The 25,258-nt window shown below is 69.3% G+C and carries 25 protein-coding genes; 5 read left to right on the forward strand and 20 right to left on the reverse strand.

Translation table 11 applies throughout. The features are described from left to right. Positions 1-5: 5 nt before the first annotated feature. The 5 genes from NVV32_RS10185 to NVV32_RS10205 all read right to left on the reverse strand — a co-directional run bounded on the left by NVV32_RS10185 (position 6) and on the right by NVV32_RS10205 (position 6,416). A complete protein-coding gene (locus NVV32_RS10185) occupies positions 6-1,571 on the reverse strand; it encodes a transporter (RefSeq protein WP_422390064.1) in 1,566 nt (521 codons plus the stop codon). Beyond that, entirely contained in the window at positions 1,553-2,362 is an 810-nt protein-coding gene (locus NVV32_RS10190) for an ABC transporter ATP-binding protein (RefSeq protein WP_082471616.1), read from the reverse strand. Before NVV32_RS10190 ends, NVV32_RS10185 begins: the two co-directional genes overlap by 19 nt. 85 nt (positions 2,363-2,447) lie before the next feature. After that, complete coding sequence (locus tag NVV32_RS10195) at positions 2,448-3,560, reverse strand: NADH:flavin oxidoreductase/NADH oxidase (protein WP_422390065.1); 1,113 nt, start codon at positions 3,558-3,560, stop codon at positions 2,448-2,450. A 40-nt stretch (positions 3,561-3,600) separates the two neighbouring features. After that, positions 3,601-4,557 carry a tetratricopeptide repeat protein gene (locus NVV32_RS10200; RefSeq protein WP_055772963.1) on the reverse strand — a complete coding sequence of 319 codons (957 nt, stop codon included), beginning with the start codon at positions 4,555-4,557 and terminating at the stop codon, positions 3,601-3,603. Between the two features lie 59 nt (positions 4,558-4,616). Next, positions 4,617-6,416: a hypothetical protein gene (locus tag NVV32_RS10205; RefSeq protein ID WP_422390066.1), complete on the reverse strand. Its 1,800-nt coding sequence runs from the start codon at positions 6,414-6,416 to the stop codon at positions 4,617-4,619. Positions 6,417-6,693: 277 nt separating this feature from the next. On the opposite strand from NVV32_RS10205, the gene NVV32_RS10210 reads away from it, so the two are divergent. After that, a complete protein-coding gene (locus NVV32_RS10210; RefSeq protein WP_422390067.1) occupies positions 6,694-8,013 on the forward strand; it encodes an AI-2E family transporter in 1,320 nt (439 codons plus the stop codon). 37 nt (positions 8,014-8,050) lie between these two features. Here the strand turns inward: NVV32_RS10210 and NVV32_RS10215 are convergent, their stop codons facing one another. Together NVV32_RS10215 and NVV32_RS10220 are read right to left on the reverse strand one after the other, a co-directional pair. Continuing rightward, a complete protein-coding gene (locus NVV32_RS10215; protein ID WP_422390068.1) occupies positions 8,051-8,866 on the reverse strand; it encodes an alpha/beta hydrolase in 816 nt (271 codons plus the stop codon). Between the two features lie 65 nt (positions 8,867-8,931). Continuing rightward, positions 8,932-9,255, reverse strand: coding sequence for a hypothetical protein (locus tag NVV32_RS10220; protein ID WP_055772972.1), 324 nt, complete (start codon positions 9,253-9,255; stop codon positions 8,932-8,934). 82 nt (positions 9,256-9,337) lie between these two features. On the opposite strand from NVV32_RS10220, the gene nucS reads away from it, so the two are divergent. Beyond that, positions 9,338-10,033, forward strand: coding sequence for an endonuclease NucS (gene nucS, locus NVV32_RS10225; RefSeq protein ID WP_422390069.1), 696 nt, complete (start codon positions 9,338-9,340; stop codon positions 10,031-10,033). Between the two features lie 87 nt (positions 10,034-10,120). Beyond that, complete coding sequence (locus NVV32_RS10230; RefSeq protein ID WP_055772978.1) at positions 10,121-11,329, forward strand: N-acetylglucosamine-6-phosphate deacetylase; 1,209 nt, start codon at positions 10,121-10,123, stop codon at positions 11,327-11,329. Between the two features lie 48 nt (positions 11,330-11,377). Here NVV32_RS10230 and NVV32_RS10235 read toward each other — a convergent pair whose 3' ends face one another. The 13 genes from NVV32_RS10235 to NVV32_RS10295 all read right to left on the reverse strand — a co-directional run bounded on the left by NVV32_RS10235 (position 11,378) and on the right by NVV32_RS10295 (position 23,135). Then, a complete protein-coding gene (locus tag NVV32_RS10235) occupies positions 11,378-11,809 on the reverse strand; it encodes a DUF2550 domain-containing protein (RefSeq protein WP_055772981.1) in 432 nt (143 codons plus the stop codon). 10 nt (positions 11,810-11,819) lie between these two features. Further along, positions 11,820-12,113, reverse strand: coding sequence for a F0F1 ATP synthase subunit epsilon (locus tag NVV32_RS10240; RefSeq protein ID WP_055772985.1), 294 nt, complete (start codon positions 12,111-12,113; stop codon positions 11,820-11,822). A gap of 5 nt (positions 12,114-12,118) precedes the next feature. Continuing rightward, positions 12,119-13,582 (reverse strand): F0F1 ATP synthase subunit beta, encoded by a 1,464-nt coding sequence (gene atpD, locus NVV32_RS10245; protein WP_055772988.1) that lies wholly within the window; start codon positions 13,580-13,582, stop codon positions 12,119-12,121. Between the two features lie 86 nt (positions 13,583-13,668). Next, the gene (locus NVV32_RS10250) at positions 13,669-14,562 is read right to left on the reverse strand and encodes a F0F1 ATP synthase subunit gamma (protein ID WP_055772991.1); all 894 of its coding nucleotides are present in this window, start codon (positions 14,560-14,562) and stop codon (positions 13,669-13,671) included. Positions 14,563-14,654: 92 nt separating this feature from the next. Then, positions 14,655-16,289 carry a F0F1 ATP synthase subunit alpha gene (atpA, locus tag NVV32_RS10255; protein WP_055772994.1) on the reverse strand — a complete coding sequence of 545 codons (1,635 nt, stop codon included), beginning with the start codon at positions 16,287-16,289 and terminating at the stop codon, positions 14,655-14,657. Between the two features lie 94 nt (positions 16,290-16,383). After that, entirely contained in the window at positions 16,384-17,196 is an 813-nt protein-coding gene (locus NVV32_RS10260; RefSeq protein WP_055772997.1) for a F0F1 ATP synthase subunit delta, read from the reverse strand. Next, a complete protein-coding gene (locus tag NVV32_RS10265; protein WP_055772999.1) occupies positions 17,196-17,747 on the reverse strand; it encodes a F0F1 ATP synthase subunit B in 552 nt (183 codons plus the stop codon). Before NVV32_RS10265 ends, NVV32_RS10260 begins: the two co-directional genes overlap by 1 nt. Positions 17,748-17,797: 50 nt before the next feature. Next, on the reverse strand, positions 17,798-18,013 hold the full coding sequence (locus NVV32_RS10270) for an ATP synthase F0 subunit C (RefSeq protein ID WP_019481292.1): 216 nt from the start codon (positions 18,011-18,013) through the stop codon (positions 17,798-17,800). Between the two features lie 75 nt (positions 18,014-18,088). Further along, positions 18,089-18,910, reverse strand: a complete 822-nt coding sequence (gene atpB / locus NVV32_RS10275; RefSeq protein ID WP_055773003.1) for a F0F1 ATP synthase subunit A — start codon at positions 18,908-18,910, stop codon at positions 18,089-18,091. 82 nt (positions 18,911-18,992) lie between these two features. Next, positions 18,993-19,310, reverse strand: coding sequence for an AtpZ/AtpI family protein (locus NVV32_RS10280; RefSeq protein ID WP_235499024.1), 318 nt, complete (start codon positions 19,308-19,310; stop codon positions 18,993-18,995). A gap of 1 nt (position 19,311) precedes the next feature. Then, positions 19,312-19,869 (reverse strand): hypothetical protein, encoded by a 558-nt coding sequence (locus tag NVV32_RS10285; RefSeq protein ID WP_200914848.1) that lies wholly within the window; start codon positions 19,867-19,869, stop codon positions 19,312-19,314. 261 nt (positions 19,870-20,130) lie between these two features. Beyond that, a complete protein-coding gene (locus tag NVV32_RS10290; protein ID WP_055773005.1) occupies positions 20,131-21,153 on the reverse strand; it encodes an MraY family glycosyltransferase in 1,023 nt (340 codons plus the stop codon). Beyond that, a complete protein-coding gene (locus NVV32_RS10295; RefSeq protein ID WP_422390070.1) occupies positions 21,150-23,135 on the reverse strand; it encodes a polysaccharide biosynthesis protein in 1,986 nt (661 codons plus the stop codon). Before NVV32_RS10295 ends, NVV32_RS10290 begins: the two co-directional genes overlap by 4 nt. A gap of 202 nt (positions 23,136-23,337) precedes the next feature. On the opposite strand from NVV32_RS10295, the gene NVV32_RS10300 reads away from it, so the two are divergent. Both NVV32_RS10300 and NVV32_RS10305 read left to right on the forward strand, forming a co-directional pair. Further along, the gene (locus NVV32_RS10300; protein WP_422390071.1) at positions 23,338-24,312 is read left to right on the forward strand and encodes a glycosyltransferase; all 975 of its coding nucleotides are present in this window, start codon (positions 23,338-23,340) and stop codon (positions 24,310-24,312) included. After that, a complete protein-coding gene (locus NVV32_RS10305) occupies positions 24,309-25,241 on the forward strand; it encodes an NAD-dependent epimerase/dehydratase family protein (RefSeq protein WP_422390072.1) in 933 nt (310 codons plus the stop codon). The genes NVV32_RS10300 and NVV32_RS10305 overlap by 4 nt, the downstream gene beginning before the upstream one ends. Positions 25,242-25,258 lie beyond the last annotated feature (17 nt).

A 25,258-nucleotide genomic window follows, 5' to 3' on the forward strand; every position in this document is an offset into this window, starting at 1 on the left:
AGCACTCAACGGTTCGCCGACACCGCCAGCAGCAGCTCAGGAGCACGCCGGTCGTACCAGCGGCCGCCGACCCGTAGACCGACCACGAGCAGCACTCCGCCCAGCGCCACCCCTACCGCCAGCGCGAGCCACCCGAACAGGGCATCGCCGCTGACGAGGTACACGATCGCGAGGACGATCTCCGGCAGCGCCAGCACGAGCATCACGAACCAGCCGATGAACTGCACCGCGAACATCATGAAGTTGGTCCCGGGCGGCGTCTTGAAGGCGCTCTCCCCCGGCAACGGCACGTTGTAGGTGTACCTTGCGGAGACGATGCTGGACAGTCCCGCCCCCGTGAGGAGCAGTCCCAGCGAGAGTCCGAGCATCGCCGGCAGATCGCCGATCCGTCCCGCGATCACGAGCGGGACGACCGTGAAGACCAGCGTGATCGGCACCGCGAACACCAGCAGCGCCACTGCCCTGCCCAGGCGGTCGTCCCGCCCGCGGACACCGGTGGAGAGATGCAGGCTGAACGCCGTGTTGTCGTAGGAGATGTCGGCGGAGATGGACCAGGCCATCAGGAACGCCGTGATGGGCCCGAGGAAGGCGAACGCGCCTCCGGTCGTCCCGCCGGAGAAGAAGAGCAGAACGGCGATGAACGGGATCACCACCAGGGACGCGAAGTACCGGGGGTCCCTGAACCAGTACGTCAGCGCCCGCGCTGCCACGGCGCCCGCCGGCGTCGCCGGGAATCGCCCGAGGAACCCGAGGTTGCCGCCGGCCCGTTTGGCGACCGCGTTGTACGGCGGCGTCACCAGGGCGTGGCTGAGGCTGCGGCTCCACAGGAGGACGAACAACGCCAGCGTGCCGGCTCCGATGAGGAGCCGGACGACGCCGAGTCCCGGAGCGCCGGCGGCGACGTCCGCCGGCGCTGCCCACAGGGCGCCGAGCGGGGTCCAGGCCAGCACATCGGCGAGCTTCGCGGCGAAGCCGGGCGAGTTCTGGAACCCTGCGGTCACGCCACCGATGATGGGCCCGAGGAAGAGCAGCGGGATGAAGGCGACGATCCCGTTGACGTCCTTGAAACGCCGGGACCCGGTCATCGAGGACACCACCGTCGTCACGAGTCGGGACGCCACCACGCAGAGCAGGACGGCGATCAGCGCACAGACCAGCGCCATGGCCGCCGCTGCGGGGTAGCGGATCCAGGTCAGCACCTGCGCGAGGCTCGCGATGAGCGTGATGATGCCGGGGATCCCGGCCACGCCACCGAGCACCAGCCCGGCGAGGAGTTGGCGCATCGGGATGGCGAACGTGACGAATCGCGCGGGGTCCAGCGTCATGTCGATGCCGGTCGCGGCGATCGGGATGATGATCCAGCCGAGAACTGTCGCCGAACCGCCGATCACCAGGATGGTGCGGATGAGCTCGAGGTCGGCCGAGCCGAGGAGCACCAGGCCGACGACGATGAAACCGAGGATACCGAGGCCGTACAGTCCGCCGAGGATCACCCCGACGAGCTGAGCGGTGCTGCGTCGGAAGGAGTTGCGCAGCAGGAGGAGCTTCAGTCTCAGGAGGTCCGCAACCATGACAGGCCTTCCGACGTCGTACGCCCGCCGACGAGTTCCACGAAACGGTCCTCGAGGGAGCCGTCTCCCCGGACCTCGTCGATCGTCCCGGCCGCGAGCACGGTCCCGGCGGCGATAACCGCGACGTGATCACACATGCGCTGCACCAGGTCCATCACGTGGCTCGAGACGATCACGGACCCGCCGGACCGCACGTACCCGCTGAGTATGTCGCGGATGTTCGCCGCCGACACCGGATCGACGGATTCGAACGGCTCGTCGAGGACGAGGAGCTTCGGTGCATGGATGAGCGCGGAGGCGAGGGCGATCTTCTTCGTCATGCCGGCGGAGTAGTCGACCACCAGCGTCCCGGCATCCTGTGTGAGGTCGAGCGCCCGCAGGAGGTCACCCGTCCGCTCGACCACGGTGTCCCGGTCCATCCCCCGCAGGAGGCCGGCGTAGGTCACGAGCTGTTCTCCCGTGAGCCGGTCGAACAGGCGGACGCCGTCGGGCAGGATGCCCATCAGCTTCTTCGCCTCGAGCGGCTGGCCCCAGACGTCCACGCCGTGGACGAGCGCCTGCCCGTAGTCCGGACGGAGGAGGCCGGTCGCCATCGAAAGCGTCGTGGTCTTGCCGGCGCCGTTGGGGCCCACCAGCCCGTAGAAGGAACCGGACGGGACCTCGAGGTCGACACCGTTGACGGCGATCTTCTCGCCGAACCGCTTGGCGAGACCGCGGATGCTCAGCGCCGCTGTTCCGGCCTTCGCCTCGGGATTGTTCTCATCGGACGGAGGAGGCACGAGGGAGCTCATGGATCCACGCTAGCAACGCGTGCGCGGCCCACTCGTCATCCCAAAGGAGGAGAAGCGGACCTGGTTCCTCTATCGCGGCGCCGGGTCAGAACGCTCCGGCCCGCTCGTACTGCGGCGCGGGCACGAGCTCGTGGCCCAGCTCGTGGGCCGCACGCATCCACCAGTGCGGATCACGCAATGCCGCCCGCGCGATCAGCACGACGTCGGCACGGTCCTCGCGGACGACGGCGTCCGCCTGGCGCGCGTCGCTGATCAGTCCGACGGCACCGGTGGGGACACCGGAGCCGCGTACCTCTTCGGCCAGCGCCACCTGGTAGCCCGGCCCGACGGGGATCGTGGCTGCCGGGACCGCGCCGCCCGAGGAGACATCGACGAAGTCCACGCCCTCCTCCGCCGCACGCTTCGCGAGCCTCGCCGAGACCGCACCGTCGATCCCGCCGTCGCTCCAGTCGGAGGCCGAGATGCGCAGCAGCAGCGGCATGGTCTCCGGGATGACCCGCCGCACCTCGCGGACCACCTCGAGCGTCAGACGGAAGCGGGCCTCTTCCGATCCACCCCACCCGTCCGTCCGGGTGTTGACCAGGGGCGAGAGGAACTGGTGCAGTAGGTAGCCGTGGGCCGCGTGGATCTCCATGGTGTCGAAGCCTGCATCGACGGCCCGCACCGCCGCGGCGCCGAAGTCGGCGATGACCTTCGCGATGTCCTCCTCGGTCATCGCCCGGGGCGCGGCGTACGACCCGAACGCCTCGTCGGTCGGGCCGACGGTCTCCCAGCCGCCCTCGGCCGCGGGAACCGAGTTGCGCCTGCCGCTGAAGGGCCAGTAGGTGGACGCCTTGCGCCCCGCGTGGGCCAGCTGGATGGCCGTCTTCGTCCCCACGGCGCTGTGCTCGTGGACGAAGTCGTTGATCCTGCGCCACGCATCGGCCTGCTCCTGCGTCCAGATCCCGGCGTCGCGCGGGCTGATCATGCCCTCGTGGCTGACGGCGGCCGCCTCCGTGATGATCAGGGCGGCGCCGCCGGTGGCGAACTGGCCGAGGTGGACGAGGTGCCAGTCGGTGGGGACACCGGGAGCGACCGCGGGGTCGCACGAGTACTGGCACATGGCCGCGACCCAGCCCCGATGCGGAAGCTCGAGCGATCGGAGGGTGATGGGATCGAAGAGGCCGGCGGTGCCGGTCGGCGTGGCGGCGTGGGTCATGGCGTCCTTCGCGGGAGGTCTCGGCAAATGTGGTCGGGTGCTAGAAGAGGGCGCGCGCGAGGGCACCCCGGGCCTTGACGACGCGCGGGTCCGTCACGCCCACGACGTCGAACAGATCGAGAAGCCGTTTGCGTGCCGTCTCCCTGTCCTCTCCGGCGGTCCGGCCGATGAAGGTGATCACGCGCTGCAATGCGTCCTCCACGTGCCCGCCCGTCAGGTCCAGGTCGGCGACCGCGAGCTGGGCCTGCACGTCGTCGGGACTGTCCGCCCCGCGCCGGCGCACGTCCGCGGCGTCGAGATGCTGCACGCGCTGCATCAGCTCGACCTGCGCGAGCCCTGCCTTGGCATCGGCGTCCGCGGGCTGCTCCGCGAGCGCGCGGCGGTAGGCCGCTGCCGCCGTCGGGTAGTCGCCCTCCTCGATCGCGTCGAAGGCCGCTTGGTGCAGTGGTGGCAGCGGCGGCTCCTCGGCCTCGGCCGGTGCAGGCTGTGAACCGTCGTTGAGGCTCCCGGTCACCCCGTTCGCTTCAGCGACCTTCATCAGCTCGTCGAGGTAGGCGAGGATCTGCTGTTCGGGCAGTGCGCCCTCGAACAGCGGGACCGGCTGGCCCTTGACCACGGCGACGACGGTCGGTGCGCCCTGCGCCTGGAAGGCCTGGGCGATCTGCGGCTGCGCCTGCAGATCGACGTTCGCGAGCAGCATGGTGCCGTCGGCCGCCACGGTTGCCGCCTCGAGCACCGCGGTGACCTGGTTGGACTGGTCGCTCCAGGTGGCGCGGAGGTTCACGACGACGGGCACCTGGGACGAGAGCTGCACGAGCTGCGGGAAGGTCTGCTCCGTCACCTCGACCACATAGGGACTCGGGGCGTCGGACGCAGGACGTGCCGGGGCGGGTCGTGCCGCCGCATCCGCGCGCGCCTTCAGGGCGGACAGGTCCACCGCTCCCCGCAGGTTCATGCTCGACGGCGGCATTCCGCCCCGCTGTGCTGGTGTGGACAATGCTCTGCCTCTCTCTGGCGGACTGCTGGTGGTGGATGGTTCTACGGGCTCGGGGTGCGTCAGCGCAGGGTGGCGGATACCAGCTGCTGCGCGGCACCGATGACACGGATCTTGTCATCGCTGCCGGCCGGGGGTACGTACATCATGACCGCCTCGCCGTAGTTGACGTCGATCCCCTTGGTGCTGACGGCCTTCCCGGTGAGGGCCTGGTACACGGTCCCCTTGAGGTCGATCGTGTCACCCTCGCCCTTCGGAAGGCTGGTGTAGGTGTGGGTGAGATATCCGAAGACCATCGCACCGCCGTCTCCGGTCAGGAGGGCATGGGTCCCGTCCTCTTCCGCGGCGTGCGTGAAGGTGATCTTGGCGGCCTTGTTGCCCGGGTCCGCGACGACGCCGGACTGGAACTCCGTAATGGCCTCGGCGAAGGAATTCTCCTCGAATGTCTCGGCGTTGGCTCCCGAGGGCTTAGTGAGGAAATCGGCGATGGAGTCGACGGCGGCCTGCGGAGCCGTGGCGAGCGCCCCTGCAGTGTCCAGGGGGACGGACCCGGTGGCTCCGGGCGCAGGTGCCGAGGGGAAGGTGCTGCCCGGGAGCATCTGCACCGCGGACATCAGCCGGTAGTTGTCCCGGGGTGTCTCCTGCACCAGCAGGAGCGCCTGCGGTACCGGGTTGTCGTCACCCTGCGTCAGCGCGACGACGGTCCGCGGCCATTCCGTACCGGTCGGGATCATCTGGAGCAGCAGCGGTGCATCGGCGACCGGGACGGGCGCCGTCGCCTTGGCGTCCTTCGCTGCCACTGCGTAGGAGGCGGTGCGGAGCTCCAGCGCGGCTCCTGCGACACGGGGCTCCAGGCGGTCGGCATCGGATGCGGCGTCGGCGTCCGCGACGGTCGAGGCGACCGAGCCGAGGATGCGCTCCAGCTGGCTCTCGAGCACGACCGGGGGTCCACTCGCGTCACTTCCGGCCGAGGGTGCGCCGCCCTGGACGGACGTCGGCTCGGCCGAGGCCGAGGGAGAGGCGGAGGCCGAGGCGGAGGGAGCGGCAGAGGCGGAGGGACTGCTCGACGCGCCGGACGGGGCCGACGGCGACGTCGTCGCCACGCCAGGGGCGATCCCCAGGAACGATCCGGCGCCGACAAGGCCCGCGACGACGACGGCAGTGGGTGCGGCGGCGAACGGGGCGGCGCCCTTCACCCCGGCCTGTCCGTGGCGTCGCGCGTAGGCCCTCGTCCCCTCGACGGGCTCGCGGCCGTTGCCTCGCGAACCTCCGCTCCGGTCGGAACGCGGCGCGATGAAGAGCAGGGCGATTCCGAGCACGACGACGAGCGCACCGCCGATGATCAGGGGCAGGGCGAAGGGCGTGGATCGGTCATTGGGGCGCGTGACGGACACCTCGGTAGGTGCAGGTGCCTCACCGTCCGCCGCGAGGAGGATCGACCAGTCACCCTCGAGGGGCTCGCTCCAGCGGTAGGTCAGGGTCCCGTCCCCGGGCTCCTCGCTGATCCACAGGTCGCTCCCGCTCGGATCGGGCACCGTCTCCTCGCCGTCGATCCGCTCGCTGGACAGGGTGTCCTCACTGACGCCGGTGACCTCCAGGTGGGCCGCCTCGCCCACCCACGCCTCGACGTCGGACGTCCTGCCGACCGCGAGCGTGAACGGACCGTCCGCGGTCACCGTCACCTCGACGGCTCCGTCGGCGCTTCCGCGTGCACCCGGCTCGATCACCGTGACCGGGGCGGCTTGCGCATCCTGCGCGACGCTCGCCGTCACGGTCTCCGCGGGTGCCCACACCGTCCGCTGCCCGATGCCCAGGAGCATCAGCAGGAGCCCTGCCACGATGATCGGAACTGCTGTCTTCACGCGCACTGATTGCCTATCGTCGTCCGTTACGGCGGACCACGTGGCCCCCTCCGCTCTGGCGGTCCGGCATGCAGCCCGTGACCTGCTCAGGAATGATCACCCAATGGTAACGAAGTTCTGTCCGGGTCCGCCGGGCATGTGCGGTGCCTCACCCCGCGGGATGCTCGCTCGGCCCGGCTGCGGTGTCCGCGTCAAGCACCTCCGCGGCGATGCCCGACTGTTAGGGTTTCGCTAGACCGCGGTGGAGGCACCGCTCACGTGAAAGCAGAGCTCTTCGTTGACAGACCACCAGGACGTCCCACTCGATCAGCCGCTTCCACGGCCCGAGTCCGTCGCCACCGGCGTCGAGGCATCGCCCACCGCGGAGCGGCCCGCGACCCCGACCGCCCCGCCGTCCACCCTGCGCTCGCTGTTCTCCCTCGCCCGCCGGTCACTGCCTTCGGCGCAACCCCGTCCGCGCTTCGAGTTCCCGCCGGAGGTCGACCGCGGTCCCGTCGCCGTCGACCCCGACGTGGCCCTGAGCGACGAGCGGCTCAAGTTCGGCGGTGCGTATCCCCGCAGCATGCGCTCCCACCCCATCCACTTCGGCTTCATGATGAGCGTCGGCGTCGGTCTCGCCCTGCTGGCCTTCTTCATCATCACCAACGTGGGCGAGCTGCTCGTCTGGATCGGCGCCGCGCTGTTCATCGCCCTGGGGCTGGACCCGATCGTCCGCTGGCTCGAGACGAAGCACGTCCCGCGTCCCGCAGGAATCGCGGTGGCCCTCTCGATCCTCGTGGGGATCGTCGCCGGCTTCTTCGCGCTCCTGATCCCGACGATCGTCAGCCAGACCTCGCAGATCGTGGACCGCGCGCCGGGCTACGCCGACGACTTCCTCAGCTCGGAGTTCTTCACCACCCTCGACGCCCAGTTCCAGCTGCGCGACCGCGTCAGCTCCGAGATCGACCGGTTCTTCGCGAACAGCGAAGCCGTCGGCGGGATCTTCGGTGGGGTACTGGGCGTCGGGTCGGTCATCCTCAACGGACTCTTCGGCACCCTCGTGGTCCTCGTCCTCGCGCTCTACTTCCTCGCCTCGCTGCCCGGGATGAAGAAATGGGCGTACCGCCTGGCTCCGAGGTCGCGCAGGCCGCGGGTCGAGGTGCTGTCCGAGGAGATCACGCGCAGCGTCGGCATGTACGTGATCGGACAGGCCTGCGTCGCCCTCCTCAACGGGACCTTCGCCTTCATCGTGATGTCCATCGCGGACGTCCCCTTCTCGGTCCTCCTCGCCTTCGTCGTCGCGCTCCTGGCCTTCATCCCGCTGGTCGGCGGGACCATCGCCGCGGTCCTCGTGAGCCTGATCGCCCTGACCGTCGGCTGGCACACGGCCCTGCTGTTCGCCATCCCCTACATCGCCTACCTCCAGTTCGAGGCCTACTTCATCTCGCCCCGCATCATGCAGCGCGCCGTCGCGGTCCCGGGTGCCGTCGCGGTCATCGCGGTCATCGCCGGCGGAAGCCTCCTGGGCGTGCTCGGCGCCCTGATCGCCATCCCCACCGCCGCGGCCGTCATGCTGCTCCTCAAGGAGGTCTTCATCGCGCGGCAGGACAGCCAGTAGCAGCGACCGATCGGCCGGCGGGCCGGTCGGGCTCTGGTCAGCGGGAGGTGACGGGCGAGGGCGCGACGGCGGCCGGCCCCGTCCACCGGGCCGGCAGCGGAACGGCTACGTACGGACGCACGACGGCGACGATCTCGTCGAGCGCGCGGGCCGCGTACTTCTCCCCCACCCACAGGTGCTTGGCGCCGTCGATACCCGTGACGTCCGCCTGCGGTACCCGGGCGAACCGTACCGCGGCGTCCTCGGGCACGAGGTAGTCGTCGAACTCGGGGACGAGGACCTTCAGCGGCAGCCCGCTCGCGGCCCAGGTGTCGAGATCGGCGTCGCCGGCGCGGTGCAGCGGAGGGGAGAGCAGGATGGCGCCCTCGATGAGCTCGGCCACCGGATCCTGCGCCCCGTACTTGAGGCACAGCTCGGTGCCGAAGGACCAGCCGACGAGCCAGATATGGTGCAGGCCCTCGGCGACGGCCCAGTCGACGGCGGCCTGGAGGTCGAGCCGCTCGCCGTCCCCGCCGTCGAACGCTCCGTCGCTGCAGCCCCTCGGCGAGCAGGTACCGCGGGTGTTGAACCGCAGGACGGCGATGTCCGCGAGGGCCGGGAGGCGGAAGGACGCCTTCCTGTAGACGTGCGAGTCCATGAAGCCGCCGTGCGTCGGCAGGGGGTGCAGGGTGACGAGCGTGGCCTTCGGTGCCCGGCCCCCGGCAGGAGCGGCGTACTCCCCCACCAGCGTGAGCCCGTCGGCCGTCCGCAGCTCGATGTTCCGGCGATCGGCGGGCAGGACCGTCGAGGCCCGGATCTCGATCTCCGCACCGCTCGTCGTGAAGGTGTACTCGGGAGTGTCGCTGCTGGCCATCCGTCCAGTCTAGGCGGGCGCGGACCGTCGCCGCCCGTCACGGATCCGGGGCCGGGGCGGGCGCCTCAGTACCGGAAGCTGCGCGTCTGCCAGCACCGGACGTGCCAGTGGCGGCGGTCGGCCAGGGCTGCCTCGGTCCCGAAGAACGAGTCCTCCCGCCAGACCACGAGGTGGGCGATCCCGGGCAGGATGAACGAGTTGCAGCCCGGGCACGTGTAGGTCTTCGCGGCGTTCCGCTCCGTGATCCGCCGGATGGACCAGTCGCCGTCGGGCGCCGACTCGCGCTGGGGCAGGCCCGCCCGGGCACGTTCGAGGTCCAGCTCCGGCGGGGCGGCCCACTTGGGCCGGGAGGACCCGCGCGGGCGGTTCGGTCGGTTGGAACGGGGCACCCTCCCAGTCTGCCATCCGGACCGTACCCGCCCGCTCCGGCCCTGCGGGGGCCACGGCGCTCCGGACGGTAGAGTCTTCGTCGTGCGTCTTGTCATAGCCCGCTGCTCCGTCGACTACGTCGGCCGCCTCCGCGCCCACCTCCCCCTGGCCACGCGACTCCTCGTGGTGAAGTCCGACGGCTCCGTCCTGGTGCACTCGGACGGCGGCTCCTACAAGCCGTTGAACTGGATGAGCCCGCCCTCGACGCTGCGCGTGACGGCTCCGGACGACGCCGACCGCGCCGAGGGCATCACCGAGGTCTGGACCGTCCAGCACGGCAAGAGCGACGACAGGCTCGTCATCAGCATCCGTGAGCAGCTCCACGACTCCTCCCACGACCTCGGCGTCGATCCCGGCCTCGTCAAGGACGGCGTCGAGGCCGACCTCCAGCGCCTCCTCGCCGAGCAGATCGAACTCCTCGGTGCCGGGTTCACGCTGATCCGCCGCGAGTACATGACGGCCATCGGCCCGGTCGACATCCTCGCGCGGGATTCCGCCGGGCGGACCGTCGCCATCGAGCTCAAGCGGCGCGGCGACATCGACGGCGTCGAGCAGCTCACGCGGTACCTCGAACTGCTGAACCGGGATCCCATCATGGCGCCGGTCCGCGGCGTCTTCGCGGCCCAGCAGATCAAGCCGCAGGCCCGCGTCCTCGCCACCGACCGCGGGATCGACTGCCTCACTCTGGACTACGACGCCATGCGCGGCGTGGACGACAGCGCCTCACGCCTCTTCTAGCCGCCCGGCGGTACCCGCGCGGCTTCGCACCCGACGGAGCCTTTCCTGCCCCCGGTGCTGGGAAGGGCGACCGCCTAGAATCGGACCATGGCCCTTCCCCACGGAACCTCCGATGCCCTGTCCGGACGACTCGTGACCGACGCGGGGATCATCGACGACGGCGTGCTGCGCTGGGACGGCTCGCGCATCACTCGGGTGGGCCCGGCGGACGGGCATCCTGCAGGATCGCGCCTCCCGGAGGACCACCTGATCCTCCCGGGACTCGTCGACCTGCACTGCCACGGCGCGGGCGGCGGGGACTTCACGTCGGGGTCGGCGGCGGACATCGAGGCCGCGGCCGCCCACCTGCACCGCAGTGGCTCGACGACGGTCCTGGCCAGCACGTGCGCCGCACCGCTCGACGAGCTCGAGGCCGCCTTCGCCCGCCTCGCGGATGCGGCCGAGGCCGGCCTCGTCGCCGGTATCCACGCCGAGGGCCCGTTCCTCTCGAAGGAGCGCCACGGAGCGCACGATCCGGCCTTCCTCCTCCTGCCCACCCAGGAGGATGTCGCCCGGCTCGTCACCGCGGGGCGGGGCCGGCTGGCCTCCATGACGTACGCCCCGGAGCTGCCGGGCAGCGACGTGCTCGTCTACGAGCTGGTGATGCACGGCGTGATCCCGTCGATCGGGCACACCGACAGCTCGACCGAGGAGACCGCGGCCGCGCTGGACCTCATCAACGAGGAGCTCGCCTCGACGGGTTTCGCCGGCTTCAGCGGGAGGCCGACGGCAACCCACCTGTTCAACGCGATGCCGGGCATCCACCACCGGTCGCCCGGTCCTGTCCCGCTCCTCCTGCAGCGCGCCCGTGCAGGGGAGATCGCCGTCGAACTGATCGCGGACAACGTGCACCTGCACGCCGAGACCGTGCGGATGGCCTTCACCATCGCGGGCTGCGAGAACATCTGTCTCGTCAGCGACTCGACGTCGGCCGCCGGCCGCACCTCGGGCGCCTACCGTCTGGGTCGCAGCGAGGTGAGCGTGATCGGCGGATCAGCGGTGCTGACGGCGACGGGGGCGCTGGCCGGGGGTGCGGGCAGCCTCCTCGACGTCCTGCGCTGCACGGTGCAGGCCGGCGTGGGGCTCGTGGACGCGGTCCGCTCGGCGACGGCGGTTCCGGCGGGGGTCCTGGGTCTCGCCGACGAGGTCGGGAGCCTCCGGAGTGGCCTGCGTGCCGACGCGCTGGTGGTCACCGAGGACCTGGAACTGAAGGGCGTCCTGCGCAACGGAGCGTGGATCAGGCCGCTCGAGGTCTGACGGTCGGGCCCTCCGCACCGCCATCGACGACGCCGGTGAGCCGCGCGGTCAGCGCCAAGTGCCGATACCGATGACCGGGCCGGCCTCGATCCAGGAGGAGAGGCCTGCGTACACGTCGTACTTCATCGCCAGATCGAAGGACTCGCCCTCGTAGGCGAGGTGCACGATGATCGCTCCGGGCTGCACGCGCACGCGCTCGGCCTCGGTGGGCGGGCGCCATCCCTCGACCTCGAGGGAGCTGCGCAGGAAGCGGAAGCGTGCCAGGGGGCTCAGCGACAGGAGGCTGAGCCACTCCAGGTGCTTGTCCGTATAACGACAAACCCCCACCCGCCAGCCCTGGGGAGGGAGGCGGATGGAGGCGTCGAAGGTGCCGAGGGCACGGTTGAGCTGATAGCGGCGGAGGAGGAACGCGCCGATCACGAGCACGAGAAGTCCGAACAGGACCGCAAGGCAGATGAACGTCACACCCAGAGCCTCCACGCTCGGGATCCTAGGCGGATTCCGGAGTCACCGAACCGCCGACCCTGGCGTTGTCCGCCACGATCACGACCCGGTTGGAGTCGACCGAGAAGAAGCCGCCGTCGACCCCGACCACGAGGCGCTCACCGTTGACAGGCTCCACGGACAGTTCGCCTGCCTCGAGGATCGCCAGGATGGGCGCGTGGCCCGGCAGGATGCCGATCTGGCCGTTCGCGGTGCGGGCGTTGACCGTGCGCGCCGCGCCCGACCACACGAAGTGGTCGGCCGCGACGATTTCGACCTCGAGTTCGCCGTGTGTCGCCATCGGCGCTACTTACCGGTCTGCTCTTGGATCTTGGCCCACTGGCGCTCGACGTCGTCGAGGCCGCCGACGTTGAAGAACGCCTGCTCCGCGATGTGGTCGAGGTCGCCGTTGCAGATGGCCGAGAAGCCTTCGATGGTGTCCTTGATGGAGACGGTCGAACCCTCGACACCGGTGAACTGCTTGGCGGTGTAGGTGTTCTGCGAGAGGAACTGCTGGATGCGGCGTGCACGCGCGACGATCACCTTGTCCTCCTCGCTGAGCTCGTCGATACCGAGGATCGCGATGATGTCCTGCAGTTCCTTGTTCTTCTGGAGGATCTGCTTGACGCGGACGGCCGTGTTGTAGTGGTCGTGGCCGATGTACTGCGGGTCCAGGATGCGTGAGGTCGACGCGAGCGGGTCCACGGCCGGGTAGAGGCCACGGGACGCGATCTCGCGGGAGAGCTCGGTGGTCGCATCGAGGTGCGCGAAGGTGGTCGCCGGCGCCGGGTCGGTGTAGTCGTCCGCAGGCACGTAGATGGCCTGCATGGACGTGATCGAGTGACCCTTCGTCGAGGTGATGCGCTCCTGCAGGAGACCCATCTCGTCGGCGAGGTTCGGCTGGTACCCCACGGCCGACGGCATGCGACCCAGCAGGGTCGAGACCTCGGAGCCCGCCTGGGTGAAGCGGAAGATGTTGTCGATGAAGAGCAGCACGTCCTGGTTCTGCACATCGCGGAAGTACTCCGCCATGGTCAGTGCGGACAGTGCCACGCGGAGGCGCGTTCCGGGCGGCTCGTCCATCTGGCCGAACACGAGGGCGGTGTCCTTGAGGACGCCCGCCTCCTCCATCTCGACCCAGAGGTCGTTGCCCTCACGGGTGCGCTCGCCGACACCGGCGAAGACCGAGGTGCCACCGAAGTTCCGGGCGACACGCGTGATCATCTCCTGGATGAGGACGGTCTTGCCGACGCCGGCACCGCCGAAGAGACCGATCTTGCCACCCTTGATGTACGGGGTGAGCAGGTCGATGACCTTGATACCGGTCTCGAGCATCTCCGTGGAGCCCTCGAGGGACGCGAAGCTCGGCGCCTTGCGGTGGATGGGCCAGCGCTCGGTGATCTCGAGCGCCGATTCCTCGACGTCGAGCGGCTTGCCCAGGACGTTGAAGATGTGGCCCTTGACGCCGTCGCCCACCGGCACGGAGATCGCCGCGCCGGTGTCCTGCACCACGGTGCCGCGGACGAGTCCGTCGGTCGCCTGCAGCGAGATGGCACGCACGAGGTTGTCGCCGAGGTGCTGCGACGTCTCGAAGGTGATCAGGCGGGTCTCACCGTTGAGCGTGATCTCGGTGGTGAGGGCGTTGTACATTGCGGGGATTGCGTCGGCCGGGAACTCGACGTCGACAACCGGGCCGATGACACGTGCAATACGGCCGGTGGCGCCGGGGGCAACTGAGTCCGTACCGTGTTCAACAGTCTGGGCAGTCATCTCTCTCACTTCATTTACGTAGATGGCGTGGAACTAAGTCTAGCTGTGCCACCCGGCGCCCCTGCGGGGCCCGGGCGGGGAGGATGTCAGGAGGCGTTCAGCGCGTCCGCGCCGGCCACGATCTCGGAGAGCTCCTGGGTGATCTCGGCCTGGCGTGCGGTGTTCCGCAACCGGGTGTACTTCTTGATCAGCTCGGTGGCGTTGTCACCCGCGGACTTCATCGCCCGCTGGCGGGCGGCGAGCTCGCTGGCTGCTGCCTGCAGCATCGCCGCGAAGATCCGCGATTCGATGTAGCGCGGCAGCAGTGCGTCGAGCACCTGCTCGGGCTCGGGCTCGTACTCGTAGAGGGGCAGGAGGTCGCCCTCCTGCGTGACCTGCTCGTCGACCACTTCGAGCGGGAGCAGGCGCATGACCGACGGCTCCTGCACCACCATCGAGCGGAACTTCGTGTAGACCACGTGGATCTCCTCCACGCCGCCGTCCTCGTAGTCCTCCAGGAAGGAGGACAGCAGAGCCGCTCCGACCTCCCGGGCGGTCTCGAACTCGGGAGCATCGGTGTTCCCCGTCCAGACCTTCTCGTAGCCGCGGCCGCGGAAGTCGAAGTAGGACTGCGCCTTGCGTCCGATCAGATAGGCCTTGACGTCCTTGCCTTCGCTCCGCAGTGTCTCGAACAGGCCTTCGGCCTGCTTGAGCGCACTCGCGGAGTACGAACCCGCCAGGCCGCGATCGGACGTGAGGACCAGGACTGCTGCACGCCTGACCTCGCCGCGCTCGGTCGTGAGGGGGTGGTCGATTTCCGACTGCGACGAAACGGCCGACACGGCGCGGGTGATCGCATTGGCGTACGGCAGGGCCGCGGCGACACGCGTGCGTGCCTTGCCGATGCGAGAAGTCGCGATCAGCTCCATCGCCTTGAAGATCTTCCGCGTGGACGTCGTCGACGCGATCTTCTGGCGGTAGACCCGGATCTGGGCTCCCATTCTTGTCCTTTCCTCCGCTCCCCCCGAGGGAAGCGTTCAGGCCAGGGTCCTGCAGGCCGGGAGGGGCGGTGCCCCTCCCGGCAGCAGATCCTCTAGCGCTTCTGCCTGACGATCTTTTCCTGCTCGACCGAATCGGCGTCGATCGCCTCGTGCTGCTCGCTGCCGACCCCGAAGCCGTTGGCCCCGGCACCGAAGAAGCCCTGCTTGAAGTCGGTGATCTGCGTCTTCAGCTCCTCCGCCGTCGAATCCTCGAGCTTGCCCGTCTGGGCCAGCGTCGTGAGGATCTGCGACTTGTGGCCGAGGTGCTCCAGGAACTCCGTCTCGAAGCGGTTGATGTCCTCGACGGGGACGTCATCCAGGTAACCGTTGGTGCCGGCCCAGATGGACACGACCTGCTGCTCGACCGGCATCGGCGAGTACTGGCCCTGCTTGAGCAGTTCCATCAGGCGTGCACCACGCGTCAGCTGCTGGCGCGACGCGGCATCGAGGTCCGACGCGAACATCGCGAAGGCCTGCATGTCGCGGTACTGGGCGAGGTCCAGCTTCAAGGTGCCCGAGACCTTCTTCATCGACTTCACCTGCGCGGCGCCACCCACGCGGGACACCGACACGCCGACGTCCACGGCGGGACGCTGGTTGGCGTTGAAGAGGTCCGACTGCAGGAAGATCTGGCCGTCGGTGATCGAGATGACGTTGGTCGGGATGTACGCCGAGACGTCGTTCGCCTTCGTCTCGATGAGCGGGAGACCCGTCATCGAACCGGCACCGAGCTCGTCGGAGAGCTTGGCACAGCGCTCGAGCAGACGGGAGTGCAGGTAGAACACGTCGCCCGGGTAGGCTTCGCGTCCCGGCGGACGGCGCAGCAGCAGCGACACGGCGCGGTAGGCCTCGGCCTGCTTGGACAGGTCGTCGAACACGATGAGGACGTGCTTGCCGCCGTACATCCAGTGCTGCCCGATGGCGGACCCGGCATAGGGCGCCAGGTACTTGAAGCCTGCGGGGTCGGACGCAGGAGACGCGACGATGGTCGTGTACTCCAGGGCGCCCTTGTCCTCGAGGGTCTGGCGGACGGCGGCGATGGTGGACGCCTTCTGGCCGATCGCGACATAGATGCAGCGGACCTGCTTGTTCACGTCACCGGAGGCCCAGTTGGCCTTCTGGTTGATGATGGTGTCCACCGCGATCGCGGTCTTGCCGGTCTGGCGGTCACCGATGATCAGCTGGCGCTGCCCGCGACCGATGGGGATCATGGCGTCGATGGCCTTGAGCCCGGTCTGCATGGGCTCGTGCACCGACTTGCGCTGCGTGACACCGGGAGCCTGGGTCTCCAGGGCACGGCGCCCCTCGGAGACGATCTCGCCGAGGTCGTCGATGGGCTGACCCAGCGGGTCGACGACGCGACCGAGGAAGGCATCGCCCACGGGAACCGAGAGGATCTCGCCCGTGCGGTGCACTTCCTGGCCTTCTTCGATGCCGTTGTAGTCACCGAGGACGACGACACCGATCTCGCGGGTGTCGAGGTTCTGGGCGAGTCCGAGCGTGCCGTCCTCGAACCGCAGCAGCTCATTGGCCATGACCGAGGGAAGCCCCTCGACACGGGCAATGCCGTCGCTGGCGGTGGTCACGCGGCCGACTTCGACGCGCTCCGCGTTCCCGGGCTCGTAGGACGCCGCAAAGTCGTTCAACGCACTACGGACGTCTTCGGCGTTGATGGTCAATTCGGCCATCTCAGTCCCTGCTCTCCTGTGTTGTGGTCACCGCAGGATGCGTGGCGACCGATGGGTGATTCAGTGTGTGTGGCACGGAACGGGGCGCGAACGCCTATCCCGCCAGCTTCCGGCGAAGCTCCGACAGGCGTGTGACGACGGTCGAATCGACCATCTCGTCACCGACGCTGACGCGGACGCCACCGATGAGGGCCGGATCGACCTTCACGTTGACCTTCAACTGGCGGCCGTACATGGCATTGAGCCCTGCCTCGAGGCGCTCGAACTGGCTCGCCGACAGCGGACGGGTGACGCTGACATCGGCGATCCAGCGCTGCTGGCGCGCCGCGACCAGTTCCAGGAACCGCTCGACCAGCGCAGCGGGCTTGAGTCCGCGCGGCGACCGGACGGCCTGCGTGATGAGCAGGCGGCTCGCAGGCCCTGCCGACGGCACGAGCTTCAGGCCGAGGGTGACCTTCGACTCCGACGACGCCTGCGCCTCGGAGAGCGCCCTCTGCAGGGCGTGGTCCGAAGCGACGACCTGGATGAAGGAGTACAGCTCGTTCTCGAGTTGCTCCAGACCCTCGACGCCGCTTCCCTGCTCGGCGACCGAGATCACCACGGTGGCCGCCAGGGTCTCCAGCGCATCACCGATGTCACGGGCATTGGCCCAGCGCTCACCGACGAGGTCGCGCACGACACCGGCCGCCTCCGAGGACACGCGTCCGGCGATCAGCTGATCGACGAGCACGGCCTTGTCCTTCCCGGTGCGGGACGGATCCGTCAGCGCCCGGCGGAGGCCTGCGTTGCTGTCAAGGATCGCCAGGACGCCGAACAGGTCCTCGGCCAGCGCGAGGTTCGCGCCCGCCAAGCGGGACTCGAGTCCTTCACGGACCGTTGCCAGGGAGACGCTCGATACTCCGGCCATTACTGCGATGCACCTGCGCTCGACGAGGTCTCGAGATCGGCGAGGAAGCGATCGACGACGCGCCCGGAGCGGGCGTCGTCGGCGAGGGATTCACCGACGATACGGCTCGCCAGATCGGTCGCCAGCGTGCCGACCTCGGCGCGGAGCGAGACCACGGCGGCCTGACGCTCGGCCTCGATCTGGACGTGGGCCTGCTCGGTGATACGAGCCGACTCCGCAGCCGCCTTCTCCTTCAGGTCCGCGAGGATCTGCGCACCTTCGGCACGTGCTTCCTCACGGATGCGGTTGGCCTCGGTGCGTGCGTCGACAAGCTGTTGCTTGTACTCGTCGAGGGCCGCGTTGGCTTCGGCCTGTGCGGCCTCCGCCTTGGCGATACCGCCTTCGATCGCCTCGGTGCGCTCTGCGAACGTCTTCTCGAACGCCGGCATGACGTACTTGAAGACGATGAACAGCAGGACGGCGAAGCCGACAACGGTCACCAGCAGTTCCCATAGGTTCGGGATCAGAGGATTGGAGCCCTCTTCCGCCGCCATAATCGCTGCGTTAAGCATTTTTCACCCGTCTTTCTTCAACTGGTCTTCGGTCGGTCAGGACGGCTGTGTCAGGCGCCGATGACGAAGGCGAAGACGAGGCCCAGGATCGCGAGGGCTTCGGTCAGTGCCAGGCCGAGGAAGGCGATGGGCTGGAGGACACGCTGTGCCTCAGGCTGGCGAGCCACGCCATTGATGTAGGCCGCGAAGACGAGACCCACACCGATACCACCGCCGATTGCGGAGAGACCGTATCCAACGAGGTTGAGGCTACCCTGTACTTCCATTGTGTTCCTTTCAAGATGCCGCCTTGATGCGACAGGTTGTTTGGGATCATCCCCGACGGGGAAGACATGTGTGAATCAGTGGGCGTCGGCGTGCAGTGCGCCTTCGATGTAGATCGCGGCCAGCAGCGTGAAGACGTAGGCCTGCAGGATCATGATCAGTGCTTCGAGCATGTACATCGCGACGGATCCGACGAGGACCAGGACGCTGGTTCCCTGCAGCAGGATGTTGCCCGTCATGACCATGTACTCGATGGCCGAACCCGCGAGGGTCACGATCAGGTGGCCCGCGAGCATGGTGGCGAAGAGTCGGAGCGAGTGCGTGACCGGCCGGACGATGAAGTTCGAGATGATCTCGATCGGCACCACGATCAGCAGGATGTACCAGGGGACACCTGAGGGGACCACGGCCAGCTTGAAGTAGCGGATACCGTGCCTCTTCAGGCCGATGCCGACCCAGAGGAAGAAGAAGATGGCGGCGATGCCGTAGGCGCTGCCGGGGTGGGAGAACGTCGGCAGCTGCAGGAAGGGAACCGCGCCGAAGATGTTGTTCACCAGCACGAAGAAGAACGCGGTGAAAAGCCACGGCACGTACTTCAGGAATTCCTTGCCGCCGATGATGTCCTTGCCGATGGAGTTCCGGACGAATCCGTAGGCGGACTCCCCCAGGAACTGCAGCTTGCCGGGCACCAGCTGGTTCCGCCTCGAGGCGACGAGGAAGAAGGCGGCGATGAGGACCACCGAGAGGATGGTCAGCAGCATCTGCTTCCCGAAGCCGCCCTCGAGGAGGACGCCGTATTCCCCACCCCAGGGCAGGATGTCCCGGTAGTGGGTGTCATCGATAGTCGGGGCTACGAATCCCTCTTCGGTAGTTGCGGCCGGGAGCGCAAGCGCGATCAACGCGTTTCCTCTCTGCAGTGTCCATCGTTGGGCAAGATCTGTTCGGCCGCGTGACTGGTCCGACTCGTTGAGTTATGGGGAGTCACTCGGGTCCTGTACCGGCATCGGGCGTCGGCCGGGATCCGCTCTGCGGATTCGGCGTATGGTCCCGGGTGAGGTTGTGCATGTGGGAGAGGTAGAAACCGCCCGCTGCACCTAAGAACGCTCCCGCCAGCACCAACCAGCGCGTGTCGAGGAGATTATCCAGCCACCAGCCTATCAAACTCCACACCAGGATCCCGCCAATGATGTAGCTGAAGACGGCCATCCCGGCGTTGTAGCCGCCGTTGGAATAGCGGGCGTCGCCGCTTCCGCGCGGCGTGCCGGGGCCACCGCCAGCTTCCGGTCCTGTCATCGGCATGTCAGTGTCCTTCCGGTCCGTGCGGGGTGGGCCGGGCGTCGGCCGGCCCCTCTACAGGCGGCTGCGCGGGGACGTGCCCGGGCTGGGTCCGGGGCTCCTCGCCGTCGCCGTACAGGGGGGTACGGAGGCGCGAGAAGGCGATGACCTCGGCGACCTGCCAGGCGATGACGGTGGCGAGTGCCCCGCTGAAGAACCAGGTGCGGTCCAGCCATCCCGGCGTTCCCAGGAAGAACAGCACGGCGGCGAACCCCACGACCTTGATGGCGTAGGTGACGGCGAAGAGGCCGAGTGCCCCGGACGGATTGGTGCGGCCCGCATAGTGGCCGATCAGGAGGCTGATACCGAAGAAGGCGACGACGAGCGCCGCTCCGGAGAGGACGCTGAGACCGGCTGCGGGCGACGTCGCCACGGTCGCGACGACGGCCAGGCCCACGGCGATCGCTCCCCCGGCCCCGGCGCTCCGTGCCAGGATCCCGAGCCAGGGTGACGCCGTCGCTCCCGATGCGGGCACGATGTGGGCCTGGTCGGGTCCTGTGGCCGGCTCATCCGGTCGTGGCACGTCATGTCCGCTCTGTCGGCTGCGCCGTCCGGCGCCCTGCTGGTCCTCCACCGACGGCGTCGGGAGGGCTGTACCGGATCGGCGGGACGGATAATCACCGCGCCCGGCGCATGGAATTCTACCGTACCCGCGCTGCGCCCCCTCTGCCGTCCGGCCTCCGGCACCGGCTCCCGCCGCCCCACCGGACGTCCCCGGCGATCCGCCGCCCCGGGCCCTTCACGGCTTCCTGGGCTCCCGCCTCCCCCGCCACAGTGCCTGCGATCAGGCGCCCGCAGCGACCCGTCGGCGGGCCGCGGCGCGGAAGATCCGCGGCGAGTAGAGGTACACGGCGACGACGGCGGCGGCGAACAGGGACGCCGACACCGCGAGCGGCGCGGGTGCCGTGGCGAGCACGAAGCCCGCTGCTCCGGTCAGGGCGGACAGCACGGAGACGAGGACGGAGACCTGTACGTGGGAGAGTCCCGTGTCCGTGAGTCGCTGGTAGACGTGCTGGCGGTGCGCCGTCGAGAGGCGTTCGCCGCGCCGCGCGCGCCGGAGGAACGTGGTGAAGGTGTCGGCGAGGTAGATGAGGACCGGCGAGAGCAGGTATTCCAGGTACACCCCTGCGAGCAGGCCGGTCACGGCGATCGCCGCGATGGAGGCGCCGAGCAGATAGCTGCCGACGTCGCCGAGGAAGACGAACCCGCGGCCGAGGTTCCAGGGCAGGAACCCCGCGAAGGCCGCCGCCACCACGAGTCCGGCGACGGTGAGCCAGAGCTGGTCCGACAGCACGCCGGCCCAGGCATAGAAGAGGCCGACCACGAGGCCGTGCATACCGGAGATGCCGTTGATGCCGTCCATGAAATTGGCTGCGTTGATGTAGGTGGCGACCGCGACGGCGCCGACCGGGATCCACCAGTAGCTGCTGTCGTCGATCGTCGTCGCCAGGGCGGCGGTACCGACCGCACCGATGAGCAGCTGGGTCGCCAGCCTGACCCGGACGGACAGTCCGCGGAAGTCCTCGATCCATCCCAGGGCGGACGCCGCGGCCACCAGCACGAGGATCACCAGGATCAGCGACCGGTCGACTGCGACGAGGCCCGTCGCGAGCGAGAGGGCGAGGGCCACGAGGATCGCGAGCGAGACCGCGAGGCCCATGCCGCGCAGGACGACCGTGCTGTGCGACGAGCGGGTGTTCGGGATGTCGATCACGCCGAGCCGCCGGAGCAGCGGCCTGACGGCGAAGGGCAACAGGAGCGAGAGGACGAGTGCGATCAGGCCGATCACGACCAGCAGCGTGGTCATGGCGTCGTCCCGCCGGACCCCGAGGTGGAGGACGCGGACGGACGGGATGCCGCGGAACGTGCGTCGTGACCGTGGTCGTCGGACCGCGTCGGACCGTCCGGCGCCGATCCTGCGGGAGCATCCAGCTCCGTCGCCGCATCGAGGGAGGCGATGCTGCGGTGATCGTGGCCGAAGCCGCCCTCGGCCTTCCACGCCTGCAGGTCCAGCTGCTGCGGGTCGAGGGCCACGACGGAGGTGTGCGAGATCTTCGGATGCAGCGGGCGCGAGTCGTCTTCGCCCGCGCCCATGAGGTCCTCGTGCATCTTCTCGCCGGGGCGCAGCCCGGTGAAGACGATGTCGATGTCCTTGCCGGACATCGCGATCATGCGCTGGGCGACGTCGAGGATCCGGACCGCCTCCCCCATGTCGAGGATCAGGACCTCCCCGCCCCTGCCGATGGCGCCGGCCTGCACCACGAGCTGGCATGCCTCGGGGATGGTCATGAAGAAGCGCGTCACTTCCGGGTCCGTCACGGTGATGGGACCGCCGGTGCGGATCTGCTCCGTGAACAGCGGCAGCATGGAGCCGCGGCTGCCGATCACGTTGCCGAACCTGACGGAGACGTACTGCTGCCCGGTCCGCTGGGCGTGGTGGGACGTGAGCTTCTCGGCGACGCGCTTGGAGTGGCCGAGGACGCTGGTGGGGTCCGCCGCCTTGTCCGTCGAGATGTTCACGAAGTTCGTCACCCCCACCGAGGCGGACGCCCGCAGCACGTTCAGCGAGCCCTGCACGTTCGTCTTCCAGGCCTCCTCCGGGTACTGCTCGAGGAGGGAGACGTGCTTGAGTGCCGCGGCGTGGAAGACGACCTGCGGCTTGCGGTCCTCGAAGATGTCAAGCAGTGCGTCCGCGTCCCGGATGTCCGCGAGGACGGTGTCGCGGCCGGTCAGCAGTCCACGTCCCGTGAGGGAGATCTGCGTGGACTGCAGGCCCGTCTCGTCACGGTCGAGCATGATCAGTTCGGCCGGGGCGAACGCGGACAGCTGGCGGCACAGCTCGGAGCCGATCGAGCCGCCCGCTCCCGTCACGAGCACGCGCTTGCCGGTGATGTAGCCGGCCACCTCGTCCGGGTGGATGTCCACCGGACGGCGTCCGATGAGGTCCTCGACCGCGACCTCACGGAAGTCGGCGATGGCCGGGCCCGAGGCACCCAGCATGTCGCGCAGCGGCGGGAGGACGAGCACCTTGATGCCGAGGCCCGCGACGAGGTCGGAGACGCGACGCACCTGGGCGGCCTCGACCCCGGCGAAGGCGATGACCAGGAGCGAGGCCTGCGTCCTCGCCACGACCTCGCGCAGATCGTCGATCCGTCCGAGGACCGGCACCGAGGAGAGGCGGAGGTGCTTCTTGGCGGGATCGTCGTCGATCAGGCCGACGGGGAAGTAGGGCGATCCGGGGTCCTGCATCATGCGGACCACCAGGGAGTTGCCGAGGAAACCGGCACCGTAGATGAGCGTCCGCTGCGCATCCTCGCCCGGCTTGGCCTTGCTCTCCACGTACATCCGCTTGAGGTACCGGGTCGCTGCGAGGAACATGCAGGCGAACGGGAAGGCGATGATGCCGATGCTGCGCGGGACCTCGATGACGGTGAAGAAGGCGACGCTGACGAGGACGAGGATGACGCCGACCAGCACCGCGACGATGACGAGGAGCTTCGCCTCGTGGAAGCTGCCGAAGCTGTACCTGCCCCGGTAGAGCGCGAAGCTCAGTCCGACGACCAGCTGTGCCAGGACCGCGACCGCGCAGAAGGCCGCGATACCAGGGACATTGACCTCCTTCACGAGCAGCTCGTACCTCAGGATGAGGGCCAGGAGGATCGCGACGATCCAGGCGGCGGCGTCCAGCAGGTACTGCGACCACAGCCAGATGGCGGGTTTGTCGCCGCTCGACCCGACGGCGGTGGAGCCGGATGTCCGGGCCGCGGCCCGTCCTTCGTTGAGTCCCATGATTCCTAACGATGTCTTGCAGGCCGGGACCGCGTTCCCACCGTCGGACCTGCCGTCTCCGGGCCCGCCGGTGGTGACGGGCGGGCCGGTCCGGCAGCAGCTGGAACACGGTGTAATAGACTGCTACTACCCGAGAATACTAACTGCACGGCCTGTACCAGGCCCGTCGCGCACCGCCCTGGCGCGGCCCGGAAGGAGCAGTTTGCACGCCCCTGACGCCGGCTCCCCCCGCGTGTTCATCGTCATCACGACGTACAACCGGGCGTCCTTCCTGAGGGATCTCCTCGACTCCATCGCAGCCCTGGACCCCGCCCCGGCGGGGGTCGTCGTCGTGGACAACGCCAGCACCGACGACACCGCAGGGGTCCTCGCGGACCTGGACCTCGCCGTGCCGGTCGTCGTGCTGCGACTGCCGGCGAACGTCGGGGGTGCGGGCGGCTTCGCGGCCGGCGTGGCCCGCGGGCTCGAGGCAGGCGCCGACTGGCTCTGGCTGATGGACGACGACGTCGTCGTCCTCCCTGATGCCCTCGCGTCCTTCCGGCCCTGGATGGACCGCTACTCCTGCATCCACGGTCGTCGCCTCGACCACGCCGGGCGACCCTTCTTCTGGCAGCACCAGCTCCACGAGCGGCTCGGCGTCCACCTGCCGGTCCGCGGGGACGTCTTCGCCACCTCCCCGGTGTTCCACACGAACGTGGGCTGCTTCGAGGGGATGCTCGTCGCGGCCGACACCGTGCGGGAGACCGGTCTGCCCGACGCACGGTTCTTCCTCAACGGGGACGACACCACCTACGGGTGGCTGATCTCCCGGCACCACCCGGTCGCCTACGTCGATGCGTTCGTCCTCCGGAAGACGCGGGCGCAGCGGAAGATCGACCTCGGCGTGCGTCACCTCAACGACTCGAGCGACCTGTCCCGGTTCTGCGGCATGCGCAACCGCGGGCACCTCGCGCGCTACCTCCAGCTCCACGGCCGGTACTCCCGCCTCGGCTTCGGGCTGGGCACCCTCCTCTCCGCGGGGAAGGAGATCTTCCGCCTCCTGGCGGTCGAGCACTCCGTGTCCGGGCTGTCCGCCGTGTGGCGTGGCTGGCGGGCTGCGCGCGTGATCCTGCGGGACCGGAGCTGGCGTCCCGAGCCGTCGCCGGCGGGCTCCACCGGCACGGGTGGCCCAGGATGAGCTGGCTGGTCATCGGCGGCTCCGGCTTCGTCGGCCACGAGATCCTCGGTGCGGCCCGCGCAGCGGGCATCGAGACCCGCAGCGCTCCTGCACCCCGGCTCCGGACGACGGCGGACACCCCGGAGGCGGTCCTCGCGGAAGCGCGCCGCAGTGACGTCGCTGCACTGACCGGACTCATGGCGGGTCACGACGTCGTCGTCAACGCGGCCGGACTCGCGACGCCGTCCGCCGAGGACAGTGCCGGGCTGAGGGGTGCGAACGCGTTGCTTCCGGCCGTCCTCGCCAGGGCGGCCGGCGCCGCGGGTGTCCGCCGCCTCGTCCACCTCAGCAGCGCTGCGGTCCAGGGACGCACGCCGCTGCTGGACGAATCCGGCGGCGTCCAGCCCTTCTCCCCGTACTCCCGCAGCAAGGCGCTCGGCGAGCAGGCCCTGGCCCTGCTGGACCTGGGCGGCCTGGCGGTCGTCACGGTCCGCGCCACCTCCGTCCAGGGAGCAGGGCGGCCCACGACGGCGGCACTGGCGCGCCTCGCCCGTTCACCGCTGGCGTCGGTGGCGGCACCCGGTACAGCCGCCTCGCCCGTCACCTCGGTGGGCGCGCTCGCGGACCTCGTGATCGCCGTGGGGCGTCACTCCGGCGAGGTGCCCGCCGTCGTCCTGCAACCGTGGGAGGGACTGTCCGTACGGTCGGTCCTCGAGGCCGCGGGCGGAAGACCGCGTGTCCTGCCGGCGTGGCTGTGCAGGACTGTCGTCAGCGGGGGCTTCGCCACGTCGCGGCTCCTCGGCGGGAGGCTGGACGGCCATGTCCGTCGCGTCGAGCTCATGTGGTTCGGACAGGACCAGGTGGCGGGCTGGGCCGCTGCCGAAGGGCTGGCGCCCGCGCCCCGGGTGAGGGGTGTCCTCGGAGCGGCAGCGCTGCCCGACCAGCGGTAGGCGTCCGGGCGGCGCCC

This window comes from Arthrobacter sp. N1, from assembly GCF_048288285.1.
Lineage (GTDB): Bacteria > Actinomycetota > Actinomycetes > Actinomycetales > Micrococcaceae > Arthrobacter_D.